The sequence below is a fragment of the Streptomyces sp. NPDC093591 genome (genome assembly GCF_044764885.1).
Taxonomy (GTDB): domain Bacteria; phylum Actinomycetota; class Actinomycetes; order Streptomycetales; family Streptomycetaceae; genus Streptomyces.
The window spans coordinates 145,810-171,812 of the sequence record NZ_JBIWIY010000008.1; the positions used below are offsets into that span (position 1 = coordinate 145,810).

Annotated in this window: 20 protein-coding genes and 1 pseudogene; 14 read left to right on the forward strand and 7 right to left on the reverse strand. The window is 71.6% G+C overall.

The window, feature by feature from the left end:
• The first annotated feature begins 5 nt into the window (after nucleotides 1-5).
• From cbiQ to ACIREI_RS18620, 3 genes are read left to right on the forward strand one after another with little or no spacing between them, the layout of a single operon-like run.
• A complete protein-coding gene (gene cbiQ / locus ACIREI_RS18610; protein ID WP_403333933.1) occupies nucleotides 6-755 on the forward strand; it encodes a cobalt ECF transporter T component CbiQ in 750 nt (249 codons plus the stop codon).
• Nucleotides 752-1,585 (forward strand): ATP-binding cassette domain-containing protein, encoded by an 834-nt coding sequence (locus ACIREI_RS18615; RefSeq protein WP_403333935.1) that lies wholly within the window; start codon nucleotides 752-754, stop codon nucleotides 1,583-1,585. Before cbiQ ends, ACIREI_RS18615 begins: the two co-directional genes overlap by 4 nt.
• 59 nt (nucleotides 1,586-1,644) lie before the next feature.
• Entirely contained in the window at nucleotides 1,645-3,120 is a 1,476-nt protein-coding gene (locus ACIREI_RS18620) for an APC family permease (RefSeq protein WP_403333937.1), read from the forward strand.
• 19 nt (nucleotides 3,121-3,139) lie between these two features.
• Here ACIREI_RS18620 and ACIREI_RS18625 read toward each other — a convergent pair.
• Nucleotides 3,140-3,313 (reverse strand): annotated as a pseudogene (locus ACIREI_RS18625) (FAD-binding dehydrogenase); the annotation flags it as partial.
• 75 nt (nucleotides 3,314-3,388) lie between these two features.
• Complete coding sequence (locus ACIREI_RS18630; RefSeq protein ID WP_403333939.1) at nucleotides 3,389-4,480, reverse strand: hemin ABC transporter substrate-binding protein; 1,092 nt, start codon at nucleotides 4,478-4,480, stop codon at nucleotides 3,389-3,391.
• 95 nt (nucleotides 4,481-4,575) lie between these two features.
• Here ACIREI_RS18630 and ACIREI_RS18635 point away from each other — a divergent pair, with 95 nt between their 5' ends.
• The 4 genes from ACIREI_RS18635 (at nucleotide 4,576) to ACIREI_RS18650 (ending at nucleotide 9,809) form a co-directional block, all read left to right on the forward strand.
• Nucleotides 4,576-5,385 carry a hypothetical protein gene (locus tag ACIREI_RS18635; protein WP_403333941.1) on the forward strand — a complete coding sequence of 270 codons (810 nt, stop codon included), beginning with the start codon at nucleotides 4,576-4,578 and terminating at the stop codon, nucleotides 5,383-5,385.
• Between the two features lie 38 nt (nucleotides 5,386-5,423).
• The gene (locus ACIREI_RS18640) at nucleotides 5,424-6,392 is read left to right on the forward strand and encodes an HtaA domain-containing protein (protein ID WP_403333942.1); all 969 of its coding nucleotides are present in this window, start codon (nucleotides 5,424-5,426) and stop codon (nucleotides 6,390-6,392) included.
• A gap of 217 nt (nucleotides 6,393-6,609) precedes the next feature.
• Entirely contained in the window at nucleotides 6,610-7,149 is a 540-nt protein-coding gene (locus tag ACIREI_RS18645) for a hypothetical protein (RefSeq protein ID WP_403333944.1), read from the forward strand.
• Nucleotides 7,150-7,265: 116 nt separating this feature from the next.
• A complete protein-coding gene (locus ACIREI_RS18650; RefSeq protein WP_403333946.1) occupies nucleotides 7,266-9,809 on the forward strand; it encodes an immunoglobulin I-set domain protein in 2,544 nt (847 codons plus the stop codon).
• 93 nt (nucleotides 9,810-9,902) lie between these two features.
• On the opposite strand, the gene ACIREI_RS18655 is transcribed toward ACIREI_RS18650, so the two are convergent.
• The 4 genes from ACIREI_RS18655 to ACIREI_RS18670 all read right to left on the reverse strand — a co-directional run bounded on the left by ACIREI_RS18655 (nucleotide 9,903) and on the right by ACIREI_RS18670 (nucleotide 16,298).
• Nucleotides 9,903-10,628 carry a class I SAM-dependent methyltransferase gene (locus tag ACIREI_RS18655; protein ID WP_403333947.1) on the reverse strand — a complete coding sequence of 242 codons (726 nt, stop codon included), beginning with the start codon at nucleotides 10,626-10,628 and terminating at the stop codon, nucleotides 9,903-9,905.
• 154 nt (nucleotides 10,629-10,782) lie between these two features.
• Nucleotides 10,783-13,212, reverse strand: coding sequence for a SpoIIE family protein phosphatase (locus ACIREI_RS18660; RefSeq protein WP_403333949.1), 2,430 nt, complete (start codon nucleotides 13,210-13,212; stop codon nucleotides 10,783-10,785).
• A gap of 111 nt (nucleotides 13,213-13,323) precedes the next feature.
• Nucleotides 13,324-15,708, reverse strand: a complete 2,385-nt coding sequence (locus ACIREI_RS18665; protein ID WP_403333951.1) for an MFS transporter — start codon at nucleotides 15,706-15,708, stop codon at nucleotides 13,324-13,326.
• A gap of 146 nt (nucleotides 15,709-15,854) precedes the next feature.
• Entirely contained in the window at nucleotides 15,855-16,298 is a 444-nt protein-coding gene (locus ACIREI_RS18670) for an SRPBCC family protein (protein WP_403333953.1), read from the reverse strand.
• Nucleotides 16,299-16,543: 245 nt separating this feature from the next.
• Between ACIREI_RS18670 and ACIREI_RS18675 the strand changes: the two genes are divergently transcribed.
• From ACIREI_RS18675 to ACIREI_RS18690, 4 genes are all read left to right on the forward strand, one after another.
• Nucleotides 16,544-17,587: an Rv2578c family radical SAM protein gene (locus tag ACIREI_RS18675; protein ID WP_403333954.1), complete on the forward strand. Its 1,044-nt coding sequence runs from the start codon at nucleotides 16,544-16,546 to the stop codon at nucleotides 17,585-17,587.
• A gap of 136 nt (nucleotides 17,588-17,723) precedes the next feature.
• Complete coding sequence (locus ACIREI_RS18680) at nucleotides 17,724-19,298, forward strand: alpha/beta hydrolase (RefSeq protein WP_403333956.1); 1,575 nt, start codon at nucleotides 17,724-17,726, stop codon at nucleotides 19,296-19,298.
• A gap of 268 nt (nucleotides 19,299-19,566) precedes the next feature.
• Nucleotides 19,567-19,965, forward strand: coding sequence for a RidA family protein (locus ACIREI_RS18685; protein WP_403333957.1), 399 nt, complete (start codon nucleotides 19,567-19,569; stop codon nucleotides 19,963-19,965).
• A 40-nt stretch (nucleotides 19,966-20,005) separates the two neighbouring features.
• Nucleotides 20,006-20,539, forward strand: a complete 534-nt coding sequence (locus tag ACIREI_RS18690) for a GNAT family N-acetyltransferase (RefSeq protein ID WP_403333959.1) — start codon at nucleotides 20,006-20,008, stop codon at nucleotides 20,537-20,539.
• Nucleotides 20,540-20,668: 129 nt separating this feature from the next.
• On the opposite strand, the gene ACIREI_RS18695 is transcribed toward ACIREI_RS18690, so the two are convergent.
• A complete protein-coding gene (locus ACIREI_RS18695) occupies nucleotides 20,669-21,298 on the reverse strand; it encodes an adenylosuccinate lyase (protein WP_403333961.1) in 630 nt (209 codons plus the stop codon).
• Nucleotides 21,299-21,708: 410 nt separating this feature from the next.
• Here ACIREI_RS18695 and ACIREI_RS18700 point away from each other — a divergent pair, with 410 nt between their 5' ends.
• The 3 genes from ACIREI_RS18700 (at nucleotide 21,709) to ACIREI_RS18710 (ending at nucleotide 25,851) form a co-directional block, all read left to right on the forward strand.
• The gene (locus ACIREI_RS18700; protein WP_403333963.1) at nucleotides 21,709-23,526 is read left to right on the forward strand and encodes a 3-hydroxyacyl-CoA dehydrogenase family protein; all 1,818 of its coding nucleotides are present in this window, start codon (nucleotides 21,709-21,711) and stop codon (nucleotides 23,524-23,526) included.
• 208 nt (nucleotides 23,527-23,734) lie between these two features.
• Nucleotides 23,735-24,547 carry a TetR family transcriptional regulator gene (locus ACIREI_RS18705; protein ID WP_403333965.1) on the forward strand — a complete coding sequence of 271 codons (813 nt, stop codon included), beginning with the start codon at nucleotides 23,735-23,737 and terminating at the stop codon, nucleotides 24,545-24,547.
• A gap of 125 nt (nucleotides 24,548-24,672) precedes the next feature.
• Complete coding sequence (locus ACIREI_RS18710; RefSeq protein ID WP_403334347.1) at nucleotides 24,673-25,851, forward strand: CdaR family transcriptional regulator; 1,179 nt, start codon at nucleotides 24,673-24,675, stop codon at nucleotides 25,849-25,851.
• Nucleotides 25,852-26,003: the final 152 nt, after the last annotated feature.

A 26,003-nucleotide genomic window follows, 5' to 3' on the forward strand; every position in this document is an offset into this window, starting at 1 on the left:
CTCCCGTGCTGCCGATCGACGCGGCGGCGCACAGCAGTCGCTGGCGCCGCCGTCACCCCGTGGACAAGGCCGTGCTCGGGCTCGGTCTCACCGTGCTCGCGATCTCGCTGCCGCCCTGGCCGGGCGCGGCCCTGGTGCTCCTGACGTCAGTCATAGTGCTGCTGGGACCGGCGGGCGTGCCCGGCCGTCGGCTGTGGCGCGCCTACCGCGTGCCGCTGGGCTTCTGCGTGACCGGCGCGGTCACGTTGCTCGTCCAGGTCGGCGGGCCGGAGCGCTTCGTGTCCCTCGCCGACGACGGTCCGCTGCGCGCCGGTGAGCTGCTGCTGCGTACCTCGGCCGCCTCGCTCGGGGTGCTGCTGTTCGCCTTCACCACCCCGATGTCCGACCTGCTGCCCCGCCTGGTGAAGGCCGGGGTGCCCGCGCCGGTCGTGGACGTCGCCCTGGTGACGTACCGCATGAGCTTCCTGCTCCTGGACTCCATGCGCCGTATCCGGGAGGCCCAGGCCGCCCGGCTCGGGCACATGAGCCGGGCCGCGGAGTGGCGTTCCCTGGCCGGGCTCGGGGCCACCGCCTTCGTGCGGGCCTTCGACCGGGCCACCCGTCTCCAGGCCGGGCTCGCCGGGCGCGGCTACGACGGCACCCTGCGCGTCCTGGTGCCCGAGGCCCGGGTCTCCGTCCGCTTCACGGCCGTGAGTTGCGCGCTCCTCGCAGCGCTGGCCGCCCTCACCCTCGTACTGGAAAAGGCCCTGCCATGAGCGAGCCCACCGCACTGGTCGCCCTGCGGGGCGCGTCCTACGCCTACGAGGACGGCCCCGTCGTGCTCAGCGACCTCGACTTCGACGTCCGCGAGGGGCGCGCGCTGGCGCTGCTCGGCCGCAACGGCAGTGGCAAGACCACGCTGATGCGGCTGCTCAGCGGCGGACTTCGCCCGCGCGACGGGCAGTTGACGGTGGAGGGTGCGCCGGTCGCCTACGACCGCAAGGGCCTGACCCGGCTGCGTACGACCGTTCAGCTGGTGGTGCAGGATCCCGACGACCAGCTCTTCGCCGCGTCCGTCGCCCAGGACGTCTCCTTCGGCCCGCTGAACCTCGGTCTGCCCGACGTCGAGGTGCGCGCGCGGGTCGACGAGGCGCTCGCCGCCCTGGACATCACCGCGCTGGCCGACCGGCCCACGCACCTGCTGTCGTACGGGCAGCGCAAGCGCACCGCCATCGCGGGCGCCGTCGCGATGCGGCCGCGGGTGCTGATCCTGGACGAACCGACCGCCGGGCTCGACCCGGACGGCCAGGAGCGTCTGCTGGCCACCCTCGACGGGCTGCGCGCGGGCGGCACCACGGTGGTCATGGCCACCCACGACGTCGACCTGGCCCTGCGCTGGGCGGACGACGCGGCGCTCCTCACCCCGTCCGGCGCACGCACCGGTCCGGCGCCGGAGATGCTGGTCCGCACCGATCTGCTGCGGCAGGCCGGACTGCGGTTGCCGTGGGGGGTGGCGGCGGCCCAACTCCTGCGGTCACAAGGGCTGTTGTCCGAGGCGGCAGCCGGTCCCTCCACCGCCGAGGACCTGGCCGCGCTCGTTCAATGACCTGAATGTCTCCTTACTCCCTGTTGTATGGATCCACGTACTAAAGGGAGTGAAGGAATATGGCCGACGACATCGCGGACGCGGGGCGACCCCCGTCCGCCGGCTTGAAGCCCGATGCGATCGGGTTCGTCGACGCGCTCGTCATCGGACTCAACTCCACCTCCCCGGCGTACTCGGTGGCGGCGGTCATCGGCCCGGTCGTGGCACTGGTGGGGATCCACGCCCCCGGCGTGATGCTGGCGTCTTTCGTGCCCATGCTGCTGATCGCATCGGCCTTCTTCTACCTCAACAAGGCCGACCAGGACTGCGGCACCACCTTCTCCTGGGTCACCCGGGCCATGGGGCCGTGGGCCGGGTGGCTCGGCGGCTGGGCCATCACGATGACCGGGGTGCTGGTCGTCGGATCACTGGCGGACGTCGCCGTGACCTTCGCCCTGCTCGCCTTCGGCCTCGACAGCTGGGCCGAGAACGACGCCGTGCGCCGGCTGCTGACGGTGCTGGTCATCCTGCTGATGACGGCCGTGTGCGTCATCGGCACCGAGGTGTCGGCGAAGGTGCAGAACGTCCTGATCACCGCCCAGGTCGTCTGTCTGCTCGCCTTCGCCGTGGTGGCGCTGTACCGGGTCTACGCCGACACCGGCACGCTCGGCTCCGTCGAACCGTCGATCGGCTGGCTGGACCCCTTCGGAGCCGGCGGGGCGTCCCTGACCGGGGCCCTGCTGCTCGGCGTGTTCATCTACTGGGGCTGGGAGTCGGCCGTCAATCTCACCGAGGAGGTGGAGGACTCCGCCACCGCCCCCGGCAGGGCGGCCGTGTGGTCGACGGTCATTCTGCTGGTGACCTATGTGGCGGTGGGCTTCGCCGTGGTCGCCTACGCCGGAACCGCCTACCTGGCCGAGAACGCGGCCGAGGAGGAGTTCGTCTTCGCCCTGCTCGCCGGCGAGGCGATGGGCGGCTGGGACTGGGTGGTGCTGCTCTCGGTCTCCACGTCCGCGCTGGCGTCGACACAGACGACGATCATCCCGGCGTCCCGTACGGCACTGTCGATGGCGCGCCGTCATGCGCTGCCCGCGCGTTTCGCCCGCATCCACCCGCGCTTCCGCACCCCTGACGTGAGCACATGGTGGGTCGCCGCCATCGCCATCGCCTGGTATCTCGTCGTCAACGAGATCAGTGCCAACGCGCTGTTCGACTCGCTCACCGCGCTCTCGCTGCTGATCGCGTTCTACTACGCGCTCACCGGTGTCGCCTGCGCCGTGTACTACCGCCGCCAACTCACCAGCAGCGTCCACCACTTCGTCCTGATCGGCCTCGGTCCGCTCGTCGGTGCCGTGCTGCTGGCCTGGCTGCTGGTGGAATCGGTCATCGACATGTCCGACCCCGCCAACTCCTACAGCGGCGACTCCTGGTTCGGACTCGGTCCCCCACTCGTCATCGGCATCGGCATCACCACCACGGGCGTCCTCCTCATGGCCGTGTGGCGGCTGGTGGCTCCCGCCTTCTGGTCGGAACGCCCCGGCGTGGTCGGCCCGTGAGCCCTCAGGTCGCCGTCGCCGCTGCCGCCGCCCGCCCCGCCGTGCGGCCGTGGGCGAGCGCGTTGCGGATGCCCATGACCTGGACGTCCTTGGTGTAGGGGTTGTCGATCTCGCGGTCGCGGGCCTCGATCTGCTGCCTGAGGTCGGCGAGATCGATCAGGTTGTCACCGGTCAGCTCGTTCATGCCGGCGACGGCGGTGGCCCAGGGGGTTTCGAGGCCGCCAGGTGTTGCGGCCGTCAACTTCCCGGGCCCGCCGGGAAGTTGACCTCAACCCCGATGAAGGCGGTCGACCAGGATGTCGATCACCAACGGCGTCCGCGGCCCGTACCCCAGCAACACCCCGTCCTCCAGGTCCACGACCCGCCGGTTCATCCCCGCCGGCGTCTGGCCGATCCCCGGGATGTCGACCAGCCCGTCGATGCCGCCGACCGATTCCAACCCCTTGGTCATCATCAGGATCACGTCCGGCTGCGCCCGCACCAGGGCCTCACTGGTGATCGGCGTGAACGGCTTGTCCAGCCCGGCCTCCTTGCCCGCGTCGACCGCCCCCGCCGCCTCGATCAGCGAGTCGGCGCCCGAGCCCTTGCCACCGATCAGGTAGACCGCCGCGCTGCCACGCATGTACAGGAAGGCGACCTTGGGCTTACTGCCGTCGGGTACGGCGGCGCGGGCCGCGGCGAGTTCGTCGCTCATCCGCTTGTTGAGTGCCTTGCCCGCGTCGGGGACGCCGAGCGCCTCGGCGATGCGGGTGGTGCGCGTGGTGACGTCCGCGAGTTCGGTGGCCGGGTCCAGTACGACGACGGGGACGCCGGCGTCGCGGATCTGGTCGATGGCCTCGGCCGGGCCGGTGTCGGTGTCGGCCAGCACGACCGTCGGCCGCAGCGAGAGCACGCTCTCCGCGCTCACGTCGTGCGCCTTGGTGACCTGCGGGAGCTTCTTCGCCTCCGCGAAGGTGGCGGTGATGTCGCGGCCGACGACACGGTCACCGAGGCCCAGCGTGAACACGATCTCCGCGACGCCCCCGTTGAGCGGCAGGATGCGCGAGGCGTCCTTCACCGTCACCTCGCGCCCGTCGGAGGAGTCGACGGTGACCGGCAGCTTCGGGGCGGGCGGCTCACCTTCGAGCGGGACGAGGGTGTTCTTCGCCAGCTGCTTCTCGGCGGCGGCCGCGCGCTCGCTCGCGGAGGCGGGTGACGCGTCCGCCGCCGAGGAGCCACCGCCCCCGCCGCCACAGGCACCCGTCAGCAACGCGAGCGCCAGAGCCAGGGGCGCGAGGGCGCTGCCACGCCGGAGCCTGGGACGGGTTCTTTCGGCCACTCGATGGGGTCTTCCGGCCAGCAGGTGGGGTCTTCCGGTCATTCGCATCGTTCGGGCCCTCCGGTCTCTCGTATCGCACCCAGTTGATCAATAGCTTAGGTTAGGTTTACCTTATTAACTCCTGGTGGGGGTGCGACGTGAAATCGCCAAGTGGCCTGCGCGGCAGGCGAGTTGCCCGTACGACCGTGATGGCGGCCTCGGTCGCCGCTGTCCTCCTGGTGCTTCCGGCCGCCTCGCCGGCGGTCGCGGCGGGCGCCTCGGCGACGGGTCCGGAGGGCCAGAAACTCACGGTCTCCAAGTCCTCGGGACTCAACCCGGCAGGCGAGACCGTGACCGTGTCCGGCACCGGCTACAACACCGAGAAGGGCATCTACGTCGCCTTCTGTGTGGACAACGGCGCCGGCAAGACCCCCACGCCCTGCATAGGCGGAGTGGACATGTCCGGCGAGTCCGGGGCGTCCGTGTGGATCTCCTCCAACCCGCCCTCGTACGGCGAGGGGTTGGCGAAGCCGTACGAAGGCAGCGGCCACGAGGGCTCGTTCAGCGTGCGGCTCAAGGTGCGCGCCAAGGACGCCAACACCGACTGCACGAAGTCCGGCGTGAAATGCGCCGTCATCACCCGCAACGACCACACCCGGGGCGGTGACCAGAGCCAGACGGTCCGGATTCCGGTGACCTTCACCGGCAGCGGCGGCAGTGCGTCGGCCGGCGACAGTGCGACGGCGACGCCCGGGGCGACCGCCGGCACGAGCACGACCAGCGGTGCCACGGCCGGCTCGGACACCGGCGCCGGCACCGGCACCGGCGGGGAGAGCACCTCCGACGGGCCGCTCGCCAGCACCGGGTCCATCGCGCTGACGGCCGGGATCACCGCGGCCGGCCTGGTCGCGGCCGGCACCGGAGCCTGGCTCTGGGCGCGTCGGCGCCGGACGGCGAACGCGGGTTGACCCGCACTCAACCGCAGGCCGAAGAAGGAGACTTGACCATGACGAAAAGACCCGGCGGCGCCGCCGTGACGGGCGGCGCCCTGCTCGCGCTGTTGTACCCGGGCGCGGGGTCGGCGGCCGCACAGGACACGGACGCGTTCCCGCGCACGGTGTCCGGCGGGTACGTGAGCTGGACGACGACCGGCTCGGAACCGGCCGGCCACGGCTTGGCGTTCGACGTCACCGAACCCGCCGTACAGAGTTCCACCGACCTCGCCTGGTTCCCGGCCACGGGCGGCGGGGCGGACCCCGAAACCGGCGCGGCGGACGTCGAGTTGGCGGGCGCGGCCCGGCTGGTGCCGTCCACCGGCTCGGTACAGCCGCTGACGCTGGGCGGCCTCAGGCTGCGCCTGGACGGCGACGGGGGCGCGCTCCACGCCCGTACGGCCGTCGGCGGCCAGGCCCGCGATGTGGCGCTGGCCGACGTGGCGGCGAGCGGCGCCGGTCCCGTCGTACGGAGCAGTGGCGTGACGTGGACGGGGCTGAGGGCGTCCCTCACGGACGAGGGTGCGCGGCTGCTGTCGGAGTGGAGCGGCAGCACGTTCGCGAAGGGCGACGGGCTCGGCCTGCTCGAGGTGACGGTGGGGACCGGGGGCACCACCCCTGCGCCCACCACGGAACCGCCGGCCGAGACACCGCTGCCGTCGCCGGGCGCGAGCGCGCCGGAGAAACAGCGGCCGACGGATGGGAAACGAGCGGAGCCGTCGGCGGCGGTGACCCGGGCCGCGCTGACGGCGGGCGGTGAACAGGAGGTCACCGGCGCGGGGTTCGAGCCCGGCGAGGTGGTGCTCGTCACGATCGACGAGGACACCCGGTACCAGGCGGTGGCGGACGAAGAGGGCCGGATCTCCCGGGCGTTCCCGGTGTACGTGACGGCCGTCGAGGGTGCGCACACCGTCGAGCTCCACACCGTGACGGGAGAGCACGCCGCTGTCGCGCAGTTCGAGGTTCGATCCGCCTCGGACTGATCCGGCGGGTTCAACGTGTTCAGCGTGTCGACGCACGCGAATTCCATCGAGGAGCGGACCGCACGGTCCGCTCCTCGGCATGCCCAAATCCCTTGCAGACAACGGGAGTTGAAAGCGCTTTGCCGAGTGTTGACAATCCCCGGAAGTTCGTATTTAGGTTTGCCTTACCTAACTCCAACCGGAGTGGGGGCACCCCCAGAAAGGTGAAGCGCTCACCATGAGAGCTGTTCCTTCCGCCCGTATCGCCGCCCGCTCGGGCCTCGCCGTCGCCGCCTCCGCCGCCCTGACCCTGGGCCTGGCGACCTCGGCCTCGGCCGCCACCTCGACCCGCACGGTCACCGACGGCGGCGTCACGTACAACCTGTCGGTGACCGCCCCGGGCACCGCCGCCGCGGCCGGCCAGGTCGTCAACGTCACCGGCTCCGGCTTCAACACCGGCCAGGGCATCTACGTCGGCCTGTGCGTGGTCGACGGCGCGCAGGGCGCGAACAAGCCCACCCCGTGCCTGGGCGGCCAGGACGAGGACGGCTCGACCGGCGCCTCGCACTGGGTGAACAACACCTTCGGCGGCATGTTCGCCAACAGCTCCAAGTTCGGCTCCGGCGGCACCTTCAACGTGAACATCTACGTCAAGGCTACCCTCGACGACGGCTCCGTCTGCGGCCAGGACGTCGACTGCGCGTTCGTCACGCGTGCCGACCACTTCGACAGCAGCGACCGCAAGTACGACGTGCACGTCCCGATCACCTTCCAGTAAGGGCACGTAGCTCCGACTGGTCCACGGGCCGGCCCTCCGGCCGGCCCGTTCCGGCGCGCTTCCACCGACCCATCCATCCGGCCGGGCCCCCCAACCGGACGAGTGAGGAATCCTCCATGCAACTCAGACGCCCGGCGGCGCTCCTCGGCTCCGCCGCGCTCATGACCGCGTCCGTCGCCGTGGGCCCGGCCGCGCAGGCCGCCGACACACCGAAGACCGGCATCGGCGCGGGCGGCCAGAAGCTCTCCGTCTCCGCCACCGCGAACCTGGACCCCGACGGCGAGACGCTCCACGTCACCGGCGAGGGCTACGACACCACCAAGGCGATCTACGTCGCCCTGTGCCGGGACAACGGCGACGGCAAGATACCGAGCCCCTGCATCGGCGGCGCCGACGAGGACGGCAGCGGCAGCTCGTCGCACTGGATCGTCCCCGAGGGCGACGAGTACGCGGGCGATCTCGCCCAGCACTGGGGCGCGAGCGGCACCTTCGACGTCGAGATCAAGGTGCAGGCCAAGGACGCGAGCGTCGACTGCCTCAGGTACGCCTGCTCGGTCGTCACCCGCGTCGACCACCGCAACGCCGGCGACCGCTCCCAGGACGTCCGCGTCCCCGTCACCTGGGAGGGCCAGGACACCGGTGGTGGCGACGACGGCGGCGACGGCGTGGAGGTGCCGCCCGGCACGATCAGCTACGTCCAGTCCACCGCGTTCACCACCGTCGGACGCCCCCAGGACCTGCTGCTGCACCCCGACTCCGGGAAGCTGTACGTCGGTTCGGACGAGATCGCCGACACCGCCGATGTGACCGAGCGGGGCCTGTACGCCCTCGATCCCAAGGACGGCAAGGTCCTCAGCCACATCTCCCAGGGGCCTGGCCTCAACGGTGCGATGGCCGCCCGCGCGGTCCGCCGGATCATCGGCCCGCTCGCCGGTGACGGCGTGGTCTTCCACTATCCGCTGCGCGGCATCGGCACCGCCAAGGACGGCGACACGGCCGCGCAGGGCCACTGGTTCAACGGCACCACCTTCACCGGCGTCGGGCAGGACGCCGACACCACGTCCGTGCTGGTGGCGGCCGGCCCCGAGCTGCGCCGCGTCGACCTCGCCACCGGCACCGTGAAGAACACGGTCACGCTCGAAGGCGGCAGCCAACTCGGCGTGGACGCCGCCCGGGGCGTGGCCTGGTCCATCGGCACCTCCGGGGACAAGCAGGTGCTGCGCCGGGTCGACACCAAGACCTTCCAGGTCACCGCCACGGCCGAAATCCCCGCGGACTCCTACTACTTCGTCGAGACGGACCCGGCGACCGGCAACGTCTGGCTGGGCGGCGGCACGTCGGTGCTCGTCCTCGACGAGGACGGCAAGCAGCTGACCGCGCTGACCGGCACGGACCGGCCCGTGGCGGCGGCCTTCGACAAGACCACCGGGCGGGCCTTCGTGCTGCGCGGGGACATCGCCGGCAGCGCGTCGGACGACGACGACGGCTCCCTGGAGATCCTGGACAGCGCGACCTTCCGGCAGGCGGCCGCGCCGGTCACCCTCGCGGGCAGCGACTCGAGCACCTACGCGGGCATCGCCGTCGCTCCCGGCGCCACGTCCGTGTACGTCACCAAGTACACGACGAACGAGGTCGTCAGGCTCGACCTGCGCATGTCCCCCAAGGTGACCCAGTCCCCCACCGACCGCACCGTCGCCCCCGGCGACGAGGTCTCGTTCGTCGCGGCGGCCGAGGGCACCCCGGAGCCGACCGTGAGCTGGCAGGTCAGCCCGGACGGCGGCCAGACCTGGTCGACGGTCGAGGGCGCGACGAAGAACGCGTACTCCTTCACCGCGAAGGCGGCGCAGGACGGCTACCGGTACCGCGCCGAGTTCAAGAACTCCGTGGGCACGACCCGTACGTCGCCGGTCACCCTGACCGTCAAGGAGTCCTCCGGAGACGGCGGCACCGACGGCGGCGAGAACACCGAGCCGTCCGGCACCAGGACCGAGACCGGCTCCGAGGGCCAGAAGCTCACCGTCACCCCGGTCAACAACCTGGCCACCGAGAACCAGACGCTGAAGGTCACCGGCTCCGGCTACGACGTCGACAAGGGCATCTACGTCGCCCTGTGCGTCGACAACGGCGACGGCGAACTGCCCACGCCGTGCATCGGCGGCGTCGACATGAGCGGCGAGTCCCACTCCTCGGCCTGGATCTCCTCCAACCCGCCGGACTACGGCGAGGATCTCGCGACCCCGTACGGCGACGGCGGTTCCTTCGAGGTCGAGCTCACCGTCGACGCCAAGGACGAGTTCACCGACTGCTTCAAGGCCACGTGCGTTCTCGCCACCCGCGCCGACCACACCCTCTCGGGCGACCGCTCCCAGGATGTGAAGGTCCCGGTCAGCTTCGTCGGCCAGGACCCGGTGGACACCGATCCCGAGACCGGTGACAGCGGCGGCACGGGCGGCTCCGGCTCGTCGGGCGGCACGACGGGCGGCGGATCGGACACCACCGGCGGCAGCACCACCGGTTCGGCCACCGGCGGCACCGGCACGTCCACCGCGGGCGGCAGCCTCGCCTCCACCGGCGTCACCGTGGTCTCCGCCGCCGCGCTCGCGGCCGCGTTGACGGCCACCGGCTGGATGGCGTACCGCCGCGGCCGCAGGGTCGAGTGATCTCACGGTGGTTCGTCCTCCGGTCCCCTCGGCCGGAGGACGAACCACCGCCGTCTCAGACCTGTGCCCGGCCGCGGCGGTCCCTTCGTGCCGTCACGCCGTACGGCCCGCCACCACCCACTTCGACGGCAGCTCGATCCGAGTGCCGTCCGGCCCGTACTCGGTGGTGACCAGCGGCAGTTCGCCGCTCGCGAGGACGGTGAGCCCTGCCGCGCGCAGATACTCGGGCATCGCGTCGTCGGCGACCTCGCCCGGGGCGATACCGTGCCGGAAAATGGGTGCGAGCTTGGGCGGCGGCCCCGTCGGGTGCTGGGCGAGGCCCATGAGGACGGGCTTGGCGGACTCGGAGAGTTCGACGAGGAAGACCCGGCCCCGCTCGCCGACCAGCGTGGCGATGCCGTCGACCATGGGCTGCCGGTCGTCGGACTCGGCCTGGTGGAGCACGCCCCGCATATAGACGTTGGCGTCGCCGAGTTCGGCGTGCAGCGTCTCGGCCTCGGACTTCTCCCCGGCGTCGAACAGCCGGTACGTCGCCTGCCCGGCGGGATCCGCCTGCCGGGCGTGGTCGAGGGCCGCGGCGGACAGGTCCGCGCCGAGGACGTGCCGGAAGCGGTCGGCGAGGAAACGGGTCTGGGTGCCGTTGCCGCAGCCGAGGTCCACCATCGGTAGGCCGGGATCTGCCAGGTGCGCGTCGAAGAGGGCCAGGTGAGGGCCGGCGGTCAGGGCCGGCTCCGCGTCCCAGAACACCGCCCCCTGTTCGCCGGGAGCCTCACGCCAGAAGCTCTCCCAGGCCTCCCGGTATCGACTGGTCACGCTCATGCCCAACTCCCCAGGGTGCGACGCCGACCCGTCGTCCAGTGACGGGCGAGTACGGTTTATCGCGGCCCGGTCGCGGCTACAAGCGCGTGGCGCATTCCTTCACTCCGCATTCGAGAGCGGTACGCCGTCGTGCGCCCCTCGGGGCACAAGTGATTCAGCGGCGTGGGAGCGTGAGTTCGAACCAGACGGTCTTTCCGGCGCTCGTACGGCTCGTGCCCCACTCGCGCGCCAGCGTGCTCACCACGCGCAGCCCCCGCCCGGCCTCGTCGCCGGGCCCGGCGTTGAGCAGCGTCGGCAGTTCGTGATCGTCGTCGTCCACCTCGCACAGCAGCGTGTCACCGCGGACGAGGCGCAGTGCGACGGGTCGGCTGTGGGAGTGCCGTACGGCGTTGGTGACGAGCTCGCCGACCAGCAGTTCGGCGGTGTGGACGAGGCGCGACAGGCCCCACTCGTGCAGCTGTTCCCGGACCACGGCGCGGGCCCGGCCGATCTGTCTCGGGTCGAGGTCGATGCGCCACTCGGCGACGTCGTCCGGCTCGATGCCGTTGAGGCGGGCCATCAGCAGGGCGACGTCGTCCTTGCGGCCGCCCCGTGTGTTGAGGGCGCGGATGATGGTGTCGCAGGCGTCGTCCATGGACGCGGCCGGGTGGGCGGCGGACTCGCACAGGGTCGCGAGACCGACCCCGATGTCCTCGCCGCGGACCTCGACGAGACCGTCGGTGCACATCACGATCCGGTCGCCGGGCTCCACGCGCACGCGTACCGCTTCGAAGGGCACCCCGCCGACGCCGATCGGCGCACCCGTGGGCAGGTCGAGCAGCTCGCTGCGCCCGTCCTCGGCGCGGACCAGGACGGGCGGGATGTGTCCGGCGTTGGCGAGGTGCAGCTCGCTCGCGATCGGGTCGTAGACGGCGTACAGACAGGTCGCGAGGTAGGTGTCACCGAGGCGCTGGGCGAGGTCGTCGAGGTTGCGCAGCAGCTGGGCGGGCGGCAGGTCGAGGGCGGCCATGGTCTGTACGGCCGTCCGCAACTGCCCCATCATGGCCGCCGAGTTGAGGCCGTGCCCCATGACGTCGCCGACGACGAGGGCGGTGCGGGCGCCGGGCAGTTTCACGGAGTCGAACCAGTCGCCGCCGACCCGGCCGAGCAGGGTGCCGGGCAGATAGCGGGTGGCGATGTCGCAGCCCGCCATGTGCGGCGGGATGTGCGGCAGCATGCTGTCCTGGAGGGTCTCGGCGACGGACTCCTGGTACGTGTACATCCGCGCGTTGTCGAGCACGAGGCCCGCGCGGGCGGCGAGTTCGGCGCCGGTGACGCGGTCCATGTCGTTGAACTCGACGCGTTCCGGGTGGCGCAGCAGAATCATGAAGCCTAGGACGACCTGGCGTGCCTTCAGCGGCACCACCAGCATCGAACGGCCCGTGATGAGCGGCCGGATGTCGCGCTTCTCGAACTGCGAGGCGATCGCGTGCCCCATCTGCTCGCTGATGCGCGGCACCAGAACGGGCTCACCGCTGGTCATGCACTGGAAGAACGGCGTGTGCGCCGGGAACGGCATGGCCTCGCCGACCGGCACGACGTCGTCCCAGCGGCCGGGTTCGTCGGTGTGCTCGACGGCGACCCGGTGCCACATGGTGGTCGTGTCCGGCACGCCCTCGGGGAACCCCTCGCCGGCGACGACCTGTTCGCGCAGGTAGGTGCCGGCGACGTCGGTGAAGCGGGGCACGACGGCCTTGCTGACCTCGATGATGGTCCGGGCCAGGTCGAGGGAGGTGCCGATGCGGCCGCTGACCTCGTTGAGGAACTCCAGGCGTTCGCGTACGGCGGCGTACTCGAGGTCCTCGCCGTCGTCGGTGTACTCCTGCGGTAACGGCAGGCCCTCGGCGGCGGCGCGCTCCCGGCGTGCCCTGCGCTCCACGCGCCGGGGAACTCCCCAGTCGGGGGTGACGGGCACCCGGTCGTTCTGGCTGAACTCCAGTACGGGGTAACCGAGTTCGAGGACCTGCCCGACGATGCGGGCGCCCTCCTCGACGCTCATGCTGGGCAGGATCTCGGGGAGCCGGCGGGCGAGTTCCTCGGCCCCGGGGAAGTCGGTGTGCAGGGCGAAGGCGGGGGCGACGCGTTCGAAGCCGGTGGGCTCGTCGGGCTCGCTGCCCTGCTGAAGTGCGCCCACATCGGCGCCGAGCACCAGCAGCCGCTCCGGTCCTGGACCCACCAACGGGTACGCCCACCACAGGACGTCGACGCGGTCGCGGTCGGGCACGGTCAGTCGGGCGCGGCCCGCGGCAGGGTAGAACAGCCGCCCGTCGAGGGAGGATTCGAGATCGTGACCGAGCCCGTCGTACGCCCCGTACGCCCCGTACGGCGTGAGATCGTCCTCCTCGGGCAGCGCCCCGGAGACGGGCAGCAGGTCGACGGCCGGGCGCCCGATCGCCTCCTCCTTGACGGCGCCGAACAGACGGCGTGCGCCGGAGCTCCAGTGGGAGACGAGGCCCTCGCGGTCCACTACGACGACGGCAAGCGGGACACGGCCGACCGCGGCGTGTTCTGTCACCGCGCCGTCCCTCTCGGTGCCACGGTCCATTGGCCCAGGCCCTCTCTCCCCACGGCTCCGCAAGATCTGTGCCGCCTGGTCCACCGTACGGCTCCCGGCAGTGGTGATGTGCGGCAATGCGGGAATTGGTGTGACGGCGACTCAGTCGTCGTGGCCGAGCTGAAGGTCGCGTTCCGTTCGGCCTCCTCCGGCGACTTGGAGCACGGTGGCGACCGGCGGGTAACCCGTGGCGATGACGGTGTACTCGCCGCTGGAGAGGTCGACGAACCGGAAGGTTCCGTCGGGACCGGTGGTGAGCGTCTCCCTGACGTTGCCGGCCGGGTCGAGCAGCGTCACGCGCGCGTCCTCGACGGGCCGCCCACCACCGGCCCGCACGGTGCCGCGCAGTGTGGCGCCGCCGGCGAGCTCGATGTCCTGGCGTGTCTCACGGGCCACCTGGACGGTGACGGGGACGGCGGCCGGACGGAAGGCGGGCGAGCTCGCCGCGAGGGTGTACTGGCCGGCCACCAGCTCGGTGATGACATAGCCGCCGTCGGGCCCGCTGCGGGTCGTGGCGACGACCTCGCCGTACACGTCGGTGAGCGTGACGGTGGCGTCCACGGGTGTGCCGTCCGGGGTACGCACGCTCCCGGCGAGGCGTCCGGCGCCACCGAGGACGATGTCCAGCTCCACGGGGTGCTCGCCGACGGTCACGGAGACGGCCTGCGGCTGATGACCGCCCGCCGACGCGATCAGCACGTACGGCCCCGCGGCGGGCGTCGCCAGCGCGTACCGCCCGTCCTCGCCGCTCGTGCCGCGCCCGACCTGCTGCCCGGCCACGTCGATGAGCGTGAGCGCCGCGCGCGGTACGCCCGTGCCGTCCGGGTGCTGAACGGTGCCGCAGACAGGGACCCCGGGGGCGTAGGGGGACCGGGCTGATGGAAGCTGGGCGTCCACGGGCGCGGCATCCGTCTCCGGTGCCGGGACGCTGTGGGACACCAGGGGCTTTTCCTTGAGGAAGAGGGCGATGAGCAGGCCGAGCACGAGCACCGGCACGAGGTAGAGGAAGATCCTCGGCATGGCGTCGGCGTAGGCCCGGACGTAACCGTCGCGCAGTGCCGCGGGCATGGCGTGCACGAGCTGCGGGGTGAGGGACTCGGGGTCGGGCAGCTCAGAGCCCGCGCGCGCGGGCAGGCGTTCGGCCAGGGCGTCGGCGAGCCGGCCGGCGAAGAGGGTGCCGAAGACCGCCGCGCCGACGCTGCCGCCGAGCTGCCGGAAGTAGTTGTTGGCGCTGGTGGCGGTGCCGAGGTCGGCGGGGCGCACGGAGTTCTGCACGGCGAGGATCAGGACCGGCATCACCATGCCGATGCCGGCGCCGAGGACGGCCATCCAGATGCTGTAGTGCAGCCGGGGCGTGTCGACTTCGAGGCGGGACAGCAGCCACATGCCGACGACCGAGAGCGCGCTGCCGAGCACGGGGTAGATCTTGTAGCGGCCGGTGTGGCTGATGAGTTGACCGGCGACGATCGAGGTGCCGACGATGCCGGCCATCATCGGCAGCATCAGCAGGCCCGACTCGGTGGCCGTGGCCCCGTCGACCATCTGCAGGAACGTCGGCAGATAGCCGGCGGCGCCGAAGAGGGCGACGCCGATCACGAGGCCGACCAGGCTGGTGACGTTGAAGACGGAGTCCCTGAACAGCCGCAGCGGGATGAGGGGTTCGACGGCGAAGTGCTCGACGACGAGGAACAGGACGGTGGAGACGACCGCTCCCGCGCCGAGGCCGAGGATGACACGCGAGTCCCAGGCGTACTCGGTGCCGCCCCAACTGGTCAGCAGGACCAGGCAGGTGGAGGCGGCGGCGAGCAGCAGGGAGCCGAGGATGTCGAGCCGGGCCTTGGCCCTGGGCTTCGGCAGTTTCAGGGCGAGGGTGACGACGGCCAGGGTGACGAGGCCGAAGGGGACGTTGATGTAGAAGCACCACCGCCAGGAGAGGTGGTCCGTGAAGTAGCCGCCCAGCAGGGGTCCGGCGACCGAGGCGAGGCCGAACGCGGCGCCGATCAGGCCCATGAAGCGGCCGCGCTCCCGGGGCGGCACGATGTCCGCGACGATCGCCTGGACGCCGATCATGAGCCCGCCCGCTCCGACGCCCTGGATCGCGCGGTAGGCGATGAGCTGGTCCATGGTCTCGGCCCGTCCGGCGAGCGCGGAGCCGACGACGAAGACGACGATCGCGAACTGGAAGACGCCCTTGCGGCCGAGGAGATCGCCGAGCTTGCCGTAGACGGGCAGACCGACAGTGGCGGTGAGCAGGTAGGCGGTGATCGCCCAGGACATCCTGTCCAGGCCGTGCAGCTCACCGACGATCTTCGGCAGCGCGGTGGCGACGATCATCTGCTCCAGCGCGGCCAGCAGCAGCGCGAGCATCAGCGCGAAGAAGACCAACCGCACCCGCCGCGGGCTCAGTTGATTCGCCGGGCCCTGGGGCGGAGCCTGTGGAGGAGGTGCGGTGACGGTCTCGTCCTGCACCAAAGTCGCGCCGCCCACGTTCCGCTCCCCTCGCCGCACCTGCTCACATTTCCCGCATTAAGCGACAACTACGAGCAAGCACGGCGAGTTACGGCACTACCCCGGACACGACGGAGTTCCACTCGATCCGGTGAGGCGGCCAAGGCCCCTCAGGCGCCAGGGACTTACTTCGCGACCTCGGCGGCGAGCTTGTCGAGCACCGCGTCGTAGATCCGCCCGAGGCCCTTGGGCGCGAAGGTCCTCTCGAAGAAGCCGCCGATGCCGCCGGCGCCCTGCCAGGTGGTGGTGACGACGACCCGGGACTTGCCCTCGCCGGCCGGGGTGACCCGCCAGGTGGTGACCATGGAGGAGTTGCGGTCCTTCTCGACGAGCTCGCCGTCGGTCGGCTCGGTGACCTCCAGGAGGCAGTCGCGCACGCGCTTGCTGGTGGCCTGGAGCTTCCAGTGGACGAGGGTGCCCTCGCCGTCGCCGCCCTCGCGCACCTCGTACTCGCTGAAGTGCTCGGGGAGCAGATTCGCGCGCGTGCCGCTGTAGTCGGCGAGGGCGTCGAACACCTTCTCCGCGTCCGCCGCGACGACCCGCTCCGTAGTGGCCTCGACCTGCGCCATTGACTTCCTCCAGGACCAGAATTCTCGGGGGTTGGGGCAAGCCAACCACCCCGCTCCCGGACCGCCCAAATCGGGGGCCCGCTCAGCTCCCCGAAGCGATCACACATCGATCGAAAACGAAGCCAGGGATGGAGGCCGAGGACATAAGCCCAGGACAGAGCCCGACACCAGAAGTCAGGGATACAGGTCGCACGATCAAGGGAACATGTGTTCTATTCTGGGGGCAGTGCTACCGAGGAGGCGTCATGCGCTGGGAGAACCTCACCCTGGAGTCCGACCACAGCCGGGCCGACTCCGCGCTGTTCGGCGCGGACGCCGTGGTGACCCGCACCTTCGACACGCCAGAGTTCGCCGGCATCACGTTCCACGAGATCCGGGCGCGCTCGATCATCAACCGGGTGCCGGGCGCCTCGCGGATGCCCTTCGAGTGGACGGTCAACCCCTATCGGGGCTGCACGCACGCGTGCGTGTACTGCTTCGCCCGCAAGACCCACAGCTATCTGGACCTCGACACGGGCCTCGGCTTCGACTCGCAGATCGTGGTCAAGGTGAACGCCCCGGAGCTGCTGCGCCGCCAGCTCTCCTCGCGCCGTTGGCAGGGCGAGCACATAGCGATGGGCACGAATGTCGACTGCTACCAGCGCGCCGAGGGCCGCTACCGCCTGATGCCGGGCATCCTCACCGCCCTGCGCGACCACGCCAACCCCTACTCGATCCTCACCAAGGGCACGCTGATCCTGCGCGACCTCGACCTGCTGAAGCAGTCCGCCGAGGTGACGGACGTCGGTGTCTCCGTCTCGGTCGGCTTCACCGACCCCGAGCTGTGGCGCACGGTGGAGCCGGGCACGCCCGCCCCCGAGCGGCGCCTGGACGTCGTAAGGACCCTGACCGAGCACGGCCTCGGGTGCGGTGTGCTGATGGCGCCGGTGATTCCGTTCCTGAGCGACAGCCCGGCGCAACTGCGGGCCACCGTGCGGGCGATCGCCGCCTCCGGGGCCACCTCCGTCACGCCGCTGGTGCTGCATCTGCGGCCGGGGGCCCGCGAGTGGTTCATGGCCTGGCTCGGGCGCGAGCACCCGTATCTGGTCCGCCGTTACGAGCGGCTGTACGCGGACGGCGCCTACGCGCCGAAGTGGTACCAGCGCCGGATCACCCGCCAGGTCCACGACCTGGCGCAGGAGTACGGCATCGGCCCCACGCGCGCGGGCATGCCCCGGCGGATCCGCGAGCCCGAGCCGGAGCCCACCGAGCACACGCGCTCCGAACCGACCCAACTCTCACTCATCTGAGGGCATTGGAGCGCATCCCTCGGCCCAATCGGGTCAAGTCCCGCCGGAAGGAGTTCTTCCAGGCGCCCTTTCCGGGACGAATGCGGCAGTGACCGCGGCACTCGCGGTCCGTGCCCCTCCGTCCTGGAAGGACCCCATGAGAGAACGCGCAGCCGTACTGTGCGCCGCCGCCGTCGTGGCCGGGGCCCTGACGGCCGTCCCCGCCGAGGCGAGCCCGCCCCCCACCGCGGACACCGCTCACGCCGCCCCGCTCACCTGGAAGGAATGCGGCACCAAGAAGTACCCGACGCTCCAGTGCGCGTCCCTCGAGGTGCCGCTCGACCACTCCCGTCCGCGGGGACGGCAGATCACCCTCGCGCTGTCCCGCGTCCCGCACACCGCGAAGAAGTACCAGGGCCCCCTGCTGGTCAATCCGGGCGGCCCCGGCGCCAGCGGTCTGACGCTCGCCGGATTCGTCGCCGCCGCACTGCCCAAGGCGGTGGCGGCGCAGTACGACGTCATCGGCTTCGACCCGCGCGGAGTCGGCAAGAGCAAGCCGGCCCTCGACTGCAGGCCCGGCCACTTCGCCGCGGTGCGCCGGGACGCCGTGCCGAGCACGGCGCAGATCGAGCAGGCCAACCTCGCCCGCGCCAAGGCCTTCGCGCGGGCCTGCGGCGAGAAGTACGGGGACGTACTGCCGTACATCGACACGATCAGCGCCGTGCGGGACATCGAACGGATCCGCGTCGCACTCGGCGCGCGGCAGATCAACTACTTCGGCTACTCGTACGGCACCTATCTCGGCGCGGTCTACGCGAAGCTCTTCCCGGAGCGGGTGCGGCGCGCGGTCCTGGACTCGGTCGTCGACCCCACCGGCGTCTGGTACGACGACAACCTCGCGCAGGACCACGCCTTCAACGACCGGCACCGCGCGTTCATGGCGTGGATCGCCAAGCACGACACGACGTACCGGCTCGGCACCGATCCGCAGCGGGTCGAGGCGAAGTGGTACGCGATGCGGGCGGCTCTCGCCAGGAAGCCGGCCGGCGGCACGGTGGGCGCCTCCGAGCTGGAGGACACCTTCATCCCCGGCGGCTACTACAACGGCTACTGGCCCTACCTCGCCGAGGCGTTCGCGGCATACGTGAACGGCAAAGACGCCGATCCGCTGGTCGAGGCGTACGAGAAGTTCGGCGCCGCCGACGAGTCCGACGACAACGGCTACAGCATCTACACCTCGGTGCAGTGCCGTGACGCCGCCTGGCCGCGCGACTGGCGCGAGTGGCAGGCGGACAACTGGGCCGCGTACGCGAAGGCGCCGTTCATGACCTGGAACAACGCCTGGTACAACGCGCCGTGCGCATTCTGGCCGACGAGCTCGCTCGCCCCGGTGAACGTCGCCAATGGCAAGGTCCCGCCGGTGCTGCTGTTCCAGGCGACCGAGGACGCGGCCACCCCGTACGAGGGCGCCGTCACCGTGCGCCGGCTGCTGGCGCGCTCCAGTCTGGTGGTCGAGCGCGGCGGCGGCAACCACGGCATCACGCTGAGCGGGAACGCCTGCCTCGACGAGCACCTCGCGGCGTACCTGACCGACGGCACGGTGCCGCGCGGCCGGAGTACGGTCGACGCGGTGTGCGAGGCCCTGCCCGACCCGAAGCCGGTCAGCTCCAAGGTCGCGTCCACGTCGTCGCGCGCTGCCGAACTGCACGCGCTGCTCGGCTTCCGCCGCTAGGCCCTGTCGTTTGGATCAGCTCGGCTGTGAGGATGGGTTCCTCTCGGCCGACCCGAGCGAGGTCTGGTGCGTGCAGCTGCAAGGCGGAGGAGGGAGTCGACGCGGAGCGTCGGCGAGTGACGACAACGCCGCTGGGGTCCCCCCTCTGGGGGAGCGCGTGCCAGACCCCGCGACGCCGGGATGATCCAAACGACAGGGCCTAGAGGGGGCTCTGAGCGCCTGACGGTCCGTCGGGGGCGTTGTCAGACCCATGGTCCACCATGGAGGCATGAGTGAGCTGACCAGGATTCCCGCCCCCGACGGAGTCGCCCCCGCCGCCCAGTACACGCATGTCGTGCTCGGCTCCGGCCGTTTCGTCGCCGTCTCCGGCCAGCTCGCCCTGGACGAGGACGGCGAGCTGGTCGGCGAGGGCGACCCGGCGGCCCAGGCCCGCCAGGTCTTCGAGAACCTGCGGCGCTGCCTGGCCGCGGCGGGCGCGACGTTCGACGACGTCGTCAAACTCACCTACTTCGTCACGGACATGGCGCACATGCCCGCGATCCGCGCGGCCCGCGCCGAGCACATATCCGACGACCGGCTGCCGGCCGCGTCGGCGGTGCGGGTCGCCGGGCTGGTGCGGCCGGAGTTCCTGATGGAGGTCGAGGCGTTCGCGGTGGTGCCGGGTTAATGGAAGGCGAGACCGGGTGGGCGGTGTCTACGGTGCCGTCATGGACGACGACGGCATACTGATCCGCCCCATGACGACGGCCGACTGCGCGCGCGTCGCCGAGATCCGCATCGGCGGCTGGCGAAGCGCCTACAAGGACCTCGTACCGCAGTCCCACCTGGACGCCCTCGACGTGGCACAGGACACCGAGCGCCGCCGCGCCCACCTCGCGCAGGCCGACGGGAGTGTGCTGAACGTGGTCGCCGAGCGCTACGGCGAGGTCGTCGGCTGGGCCTGCCACGGACCGTACCGGGACGGCGAAGTGCGCACCGAGGACGCGGAGTTGTACGCCCTCTACGTGGATCCCGGACGGTTCGGCGGCGGCATCGGGCACGCCCTGCTCCAGGAATCGCTGCGCCGGTGCACGGCCGCCGGGCACGCGCGCATGCTGCTCTGGGTCCTCGAACACAACACCCGTGCCCGGCGCTTCTACGAACGGGCGGGCTTCCGCCCGGACGGCGCCGAGGAGCCCTTCGAGGTGGACGGCGTGGACGTGCCCGAGGTGCGGTACACGCGGGAGCTGGTGCCGGGCTGACGGCCACCGTCGGCGCAGGCGGCCCGCGGGTTTCCTTCAGGAGCCCGCGTGCCCTGTGGCAGCCGGGCCGGCCCCGCCGCGACCGGGCTCGGCGCAGGGCCCGTGGACGCCGTAGGCTGCCTCGGCCGTTCAGGCATCAGGCGCATCACCGCCGCGCGAGTCGCTACCGGCCCGCCGGGAACCTCCCCTCTGACGAGGGATCCGCGCCAGCGCACGCACCGCCGCCTCCGCGAGGGCCGGGTGGGCCAGTGCCTCGTTCAGGACGCGTCTGGCCCGGGTGTCGCCGAGCTCGCCGAGGCCCTCCACACAGGCGAGGGCCACGCGGCGGTAGGGGTCGTGCGGGCGCAGGCGTCGCTCCAGGGTGGTGATGAGGGCGGGCACGGCCTCGGGAGCGCGCAGCTCGACCAGGAGCCGGACGGGGAGCAGGGCGTAGGCGACGCGGAGTTCGTTGGTGGCGAGGGCCGCCGCCGCGCGAGCCGTGCGCGGGTCGCCGAGCCGGGCGAGGGCGTGGGCGGCGGAGACGCAGCGCTGCGGGTCACGGTGGTTCAGGAGCAGGACGAGGGACTCGAAGGCCCGGCGGTCCCCGGCGAGACCCAGCCGGAAGGCGGCCAACTCCCTGGCCCACAGCGGCTGCCCGGGCGCGGTGAGCACCTCGGCGAGTTCGTCGAGGTCCTCCGTCGCCACGAGGCGGTCGTACGCGGCCGACGCTCCGGACTCCTGCCGTAAGCGCTCCGTGAGTGATCGCAACTCTTCGTCCATGAAGCCGAGCGTATGCAAGCGGCGCGCCTCGCGGGACCTACATCACAAAGACGAGGTCTGGCGTGCTCGTTACCCACCGGTTAAGCTCATACGAGCGAGTTACCCACTCGCAGATTTGCTTGCAGCGGCCTGGTGACGCAGCCGCCGCAAGTGGGGCACCTCCCACGCCTTTAAGGCAGTGGGGGCGCTGGTCGGTTCGGTACATCAGGTACCTCAGTACGACTCGGCTCCGGGACAGGGCCGGTCGGATCAACCGTTCCCCGGGGCGTGTGCGCGCTCCCGGTGACGGCACCGGGCGTGTGCGCCAGTAGCCCGGCAACACCCGCACTCACTCCTTTCCGCACCCGGTGCGCCTCCTCGGCGCACCCGGGCGCGCTTCCAGTCGTCACCCTCATTCCTGGAGTCCCGCGATGGCCACTCCCCTGTCCGACACCGCGTCCGACACCCCTCTGTCCCCGCTCAAGACCGTTGCCGTCGTCGGCCTCGGCACCATGGGCACCGGCATCGCCGAGGTCCTGGCCAAGGCCGGTCGCGAGGTCATCGGCATCGACATCAGCGAGGCCGCGGCCGCCAAGGCCGTCGCCGCCCTGGAGTCCTCGACCGCCCGTGCCGTGGAGCGCGGCCGGCTGACCGAGGAGGAGCGCGCGGAGGCCCTCGCCCGGGTCCGCACCTTCACCGATCTCCAGGCCGCGGCCGACGCGGACCTGGTCATCGAGGTGGCGCCGGAGTCGTACGAGGTCAAGCAGCAGATCTTCCGCGAGCTGGACGGGATCGTGCGCCCCGAGACGATCCTGGCGACCGGCACCAACGCCCTGTCGGTCACGCGCCTGGCCGCCGACTCGGCCCGCCCCGAGCGCGTGCTCGGCCTGCACTTCTTCAACCCGGCGCCGGCGATGCGGCTGGTCGAGGTCGTCTCGTCCGTGCTGACCGCGCCGACGGCCGTCACCGCGGTCACGAACCTCGCCCTCGACCTCGGCAAGGAGCCCGTCGCGGTCGGCGACCGGCCCGGGTTCGTCGCCGACGGGCTGCTGTTCGGCTACCTCAACCAGGCCGCCGCGATGTACGAGGCGAAGTACGCCTCCCGCGAGGACATCGACGCCGCGATGCGGCTGGGCTGCGGGCTGCCGATGGGCCCGCTGGCCCTGCTCGACCTGATCGGCATCGACACCGCGCGCCGGGTCCTGGAGGCCATGTACGCCGAGTCCCACGACCGGCTGCACGCCCCCGCGCCGATCCTCAAGCAGCTCAGCGAGGCGGGCCTGACGGGCCGTAAGTCGGGCCGTGGCTTCTACACGTACGAGGCGCCGGGCAGCGCCACCGTCGTGCGGGACGCGCTGACGCCGCTGGACGGCGCCGCCCTGACCTCCGGCCGCACGGTCCGCTCGGTCGGTGTCGCGGGCTCGGGCACCATGGCGTCCGGTATCGCGGAGGTCTTCGCCAAGGCCGGGTACGCGGTCGTGCTCGCCGCCCGCAGCGAGGAGAAGGCGCAGGCCGCGAAGGCCCGTATCGGCAAGTCGCTTTCCCGCTCTGTCGACAAGGGGCGGATGACCGCCGAGGCCGCCGCGCAGACCCTGGACCTGATCACCGCGGCGGGTTCGTACGACGCGTTCGCCGACGTCGATCTGGCCGTCGAGGCCGTCGCCGAGGACCTGGAGATCAAGCGGCAGCTGTTCGCGACGCTGGACAAGGTCTGCAAGCCGGGCGCGGTCCTGGCCACCACCACCTCGTCGCTGCCCGTCGTCGCCTGTGCCCGTGCCACCTCGCGTCCGCAGGACGTGATCGGCATGCACTTCTTCAACCCGGCGCCGGCGATGAAGCTGGTCGAGGTCGTCCGTACGGTGCTGACGGCCGACGACGTCCACGCCACGGTCCGCGAGGTCTGCGGCCGGATCAAGAAGCACGCCGTGGACTGCGGTGACCGTGCCGGATTCATCGTGAACGCGCTGTTGTTCCCGTACTTGAACAACGCGATCAAGATGGTGCAGGAGCACTACGCGACGCTCGACGACATCGACGCGGCGATGAAGCTGGGCGGCGGCTACCCGATGGGTCCGTTCGAGCTGCTGGACGTCGTCGGGCTCGATGTCTCCCTCGCGATCGAGAAGGTCCTGCACCGCGAGTTCCGCGACCCCGGCCTCGCTCCGGCGCCGCTCCTGGAGCACCTGGTGGCCGCGGGCTGCCTCGGCCGCAAGACGGGCCGCGGCTTCCGCGAATATGCCCGGCGCTGAGCGGCCCGGCGACTGGTTCAGAAGCGGTCAGGACTGGGGCGGGCTGCTGGACCCCGGCAGCCCGCCCCCGCCCGGCCCGCGCAGCTCTCCCCCGGCCGACCGAAGCAGCTCGCCGCCACCCGCCCGACCCGGTACTCCCCCGCCCGCGCAGGGCGGGGTAAACCCCGTGCATGCGCATCAAGCTGCGCACATGCAGTACGTTCGGGTCATGCCCCAGCCCGCCAAGTCCTCACGTACACCAGCCACGCCCGACGCGCCGGAAAGTGCCGCAGGCAGTCGCGCGGCCGCCCAACGGCTCAAGATGCGCCGCGAACTGGCGGCCGCGGCGATGGAGCTGTTCGCGACCAAGGGGTACGAGGCGACCACCGTCGACGAGATCGCGGCCGCGGCCGGGGTCGCCCGGCGCACCTTCTTCCGCCACTTCCGCTCCAAGGAAGAGGCGATCTTCCCGGACCACGACGACACCCTGATCCGCGCCGAGGCGGTGCTCAACGCCGCCCCGGCCCATGAGCACCCGCTCGACACGGTGTGCCGCGGCATCAAGGAAGTCATGCGGATGTACGCGGCCCGGCCGGAGATCTCGGTCGCCCGCTACAAGCTCACGCGCGAGGTGCCCACCCTGCGCGAGGCCGAGATCGCGTCGGTGGCCCGCTACGAACGCCTCTTCACCCGCTACCTCCTCGGCCACTTCGACGAGCACGCCCACGACGACGACGCCAACGACGACCCGCTGCTGGCGGAGGTCGCCGCGTCCGCGGTGGTCACCGCGCACAACCACGTCCTGCGCCGCTGGCTGCGCGCGGGCGGCCAGGGTGATGTGGAGGCGCAGCTCGACCACGCCTTCGCGATCGTACGGCGGACGTTCGGGACGGGTATCGGGGCCGGCCGGGAGACCGCGCCGCGCACGGCGCCCGCCTCCGTGGCGGCGCAGGGTGAGGTGCTGGTGACGGTGGCCAGGACCGACGCGCCGCTGGACGAGGTGATGCGGACCATCGAGCAGGCGCTGAAGGAGCGGGCCTAGGCGAGCGGGCCCGGGCGGGCGGAACCAGGCGGGCGGACCCAGGCAGCTACGCAGGGTGCTCGTGACGGCTCCCTCCGTGGGAACCAGCGTCGGCCCATCCGTTCGACATCGCCGCCTTCATCGCACTGTCGGTCACCCCCGTCCTCACACCCGAACTCGCCCAGGAGATCGCCTGCGACATCGGGCGCATCACCGGCTTCAACGTGCTGATCACGGACCGTGTGGCCGTCGTCATCGGCTGCGGCGACACTGCCCGCCTGGGCACGGTTCACGAGGCGTCGTACGAAGTGCTGCGCACCCGGCGACCCGCCACCCACACCGCCGAGCAGGCGCGGCGGATGCGCGGGGTGCTGTCGGGGATGAGCCTGCCGATCACCGTGGGTGACCGCGCGGTGGGCACCGTCTGTCTCACCGGCGACCCGGACGAGGTGCGGCGCTTCGGGCTGGTCGTCCAGCGGCAGGCCGAGATCCTGCTGGAGGAGGCGGTCCTGCTGCTGCACGAGCGGGCGGTCGACGACTGCGTACGGGACATCGCGCTGTACGACCCCGAGGTGGTCGACGCCGAGACGGTGGAGGCGCGACTGGCGGAGCTGGGGGCCGATCCGCGGATCCCGCGCAGGGCGGTGGTGCTGGACGTCCGGGCGGGCGGGGTGTCACGGATGTCGCTGCTGCGGACGGTACGGGAGGTGTTCGGCTCCGCCCAGGACGTGACGGGGGAACTCGCCGCTGGCCGGTATGCCGTCCTGCACGCCTCGACCGGGCGCCCCGAGCGGCTCGTCGAGCGGTGCTCCGCCCTGGTCGAGCGCCTCGGCGAGCGGCACGGGGCCGACCCGCGGTGCGGGATCGGCGAGCCGGGCCGGGGCGTCGCCGGGACGCATGCCTCGTACCGGGAGGCGGCGCTGGCACTGCGTGCCGGGACCCGGCTGGAGCCCGGTCGGCGCGTCTTCGCGGTCGCCGAGCTGCGGGTGCCCCAGCTGGTGGCGTCGGTCGTACGGCCGGAGCGCGCCCGGTACGCGGCGGCCCTGCTGGGCGGACTGCGCGAACGGGAGGACTGGGCGGTGCTGCGGGAGACGCTGATCGCGTGGGCGGAGTGCGGCTTCCAGCTCGTGCGGACCGCCGACCGGCTCGCCATCCACCGGAACACGTTGCTGTACCGGCTGACGAAGATCGAGGAGCTCACGGGCCGCGGGGTGCGGGAGCCGCGGACGGCGATGGCGCTGTATCTCGCGTGCCTGGCCGACACTCTCCAGCGCCGCGCTTCAGCACCGCCCCATTCCACCCGATTGATACCTACTCACGGGTAGCTTTGATCGATCATCGCTCATTTGTTACGTAAAGATTTCATCTGAGAGCAAGTTCTGGCACTCGGTGCCTTGCCAGGTGACACGCCGTGCCATACGTTGAAGAGGTCCGGGCGGCCGGCGTGCAGAGACCTTTCGTACGCCGGCTGTCCCCG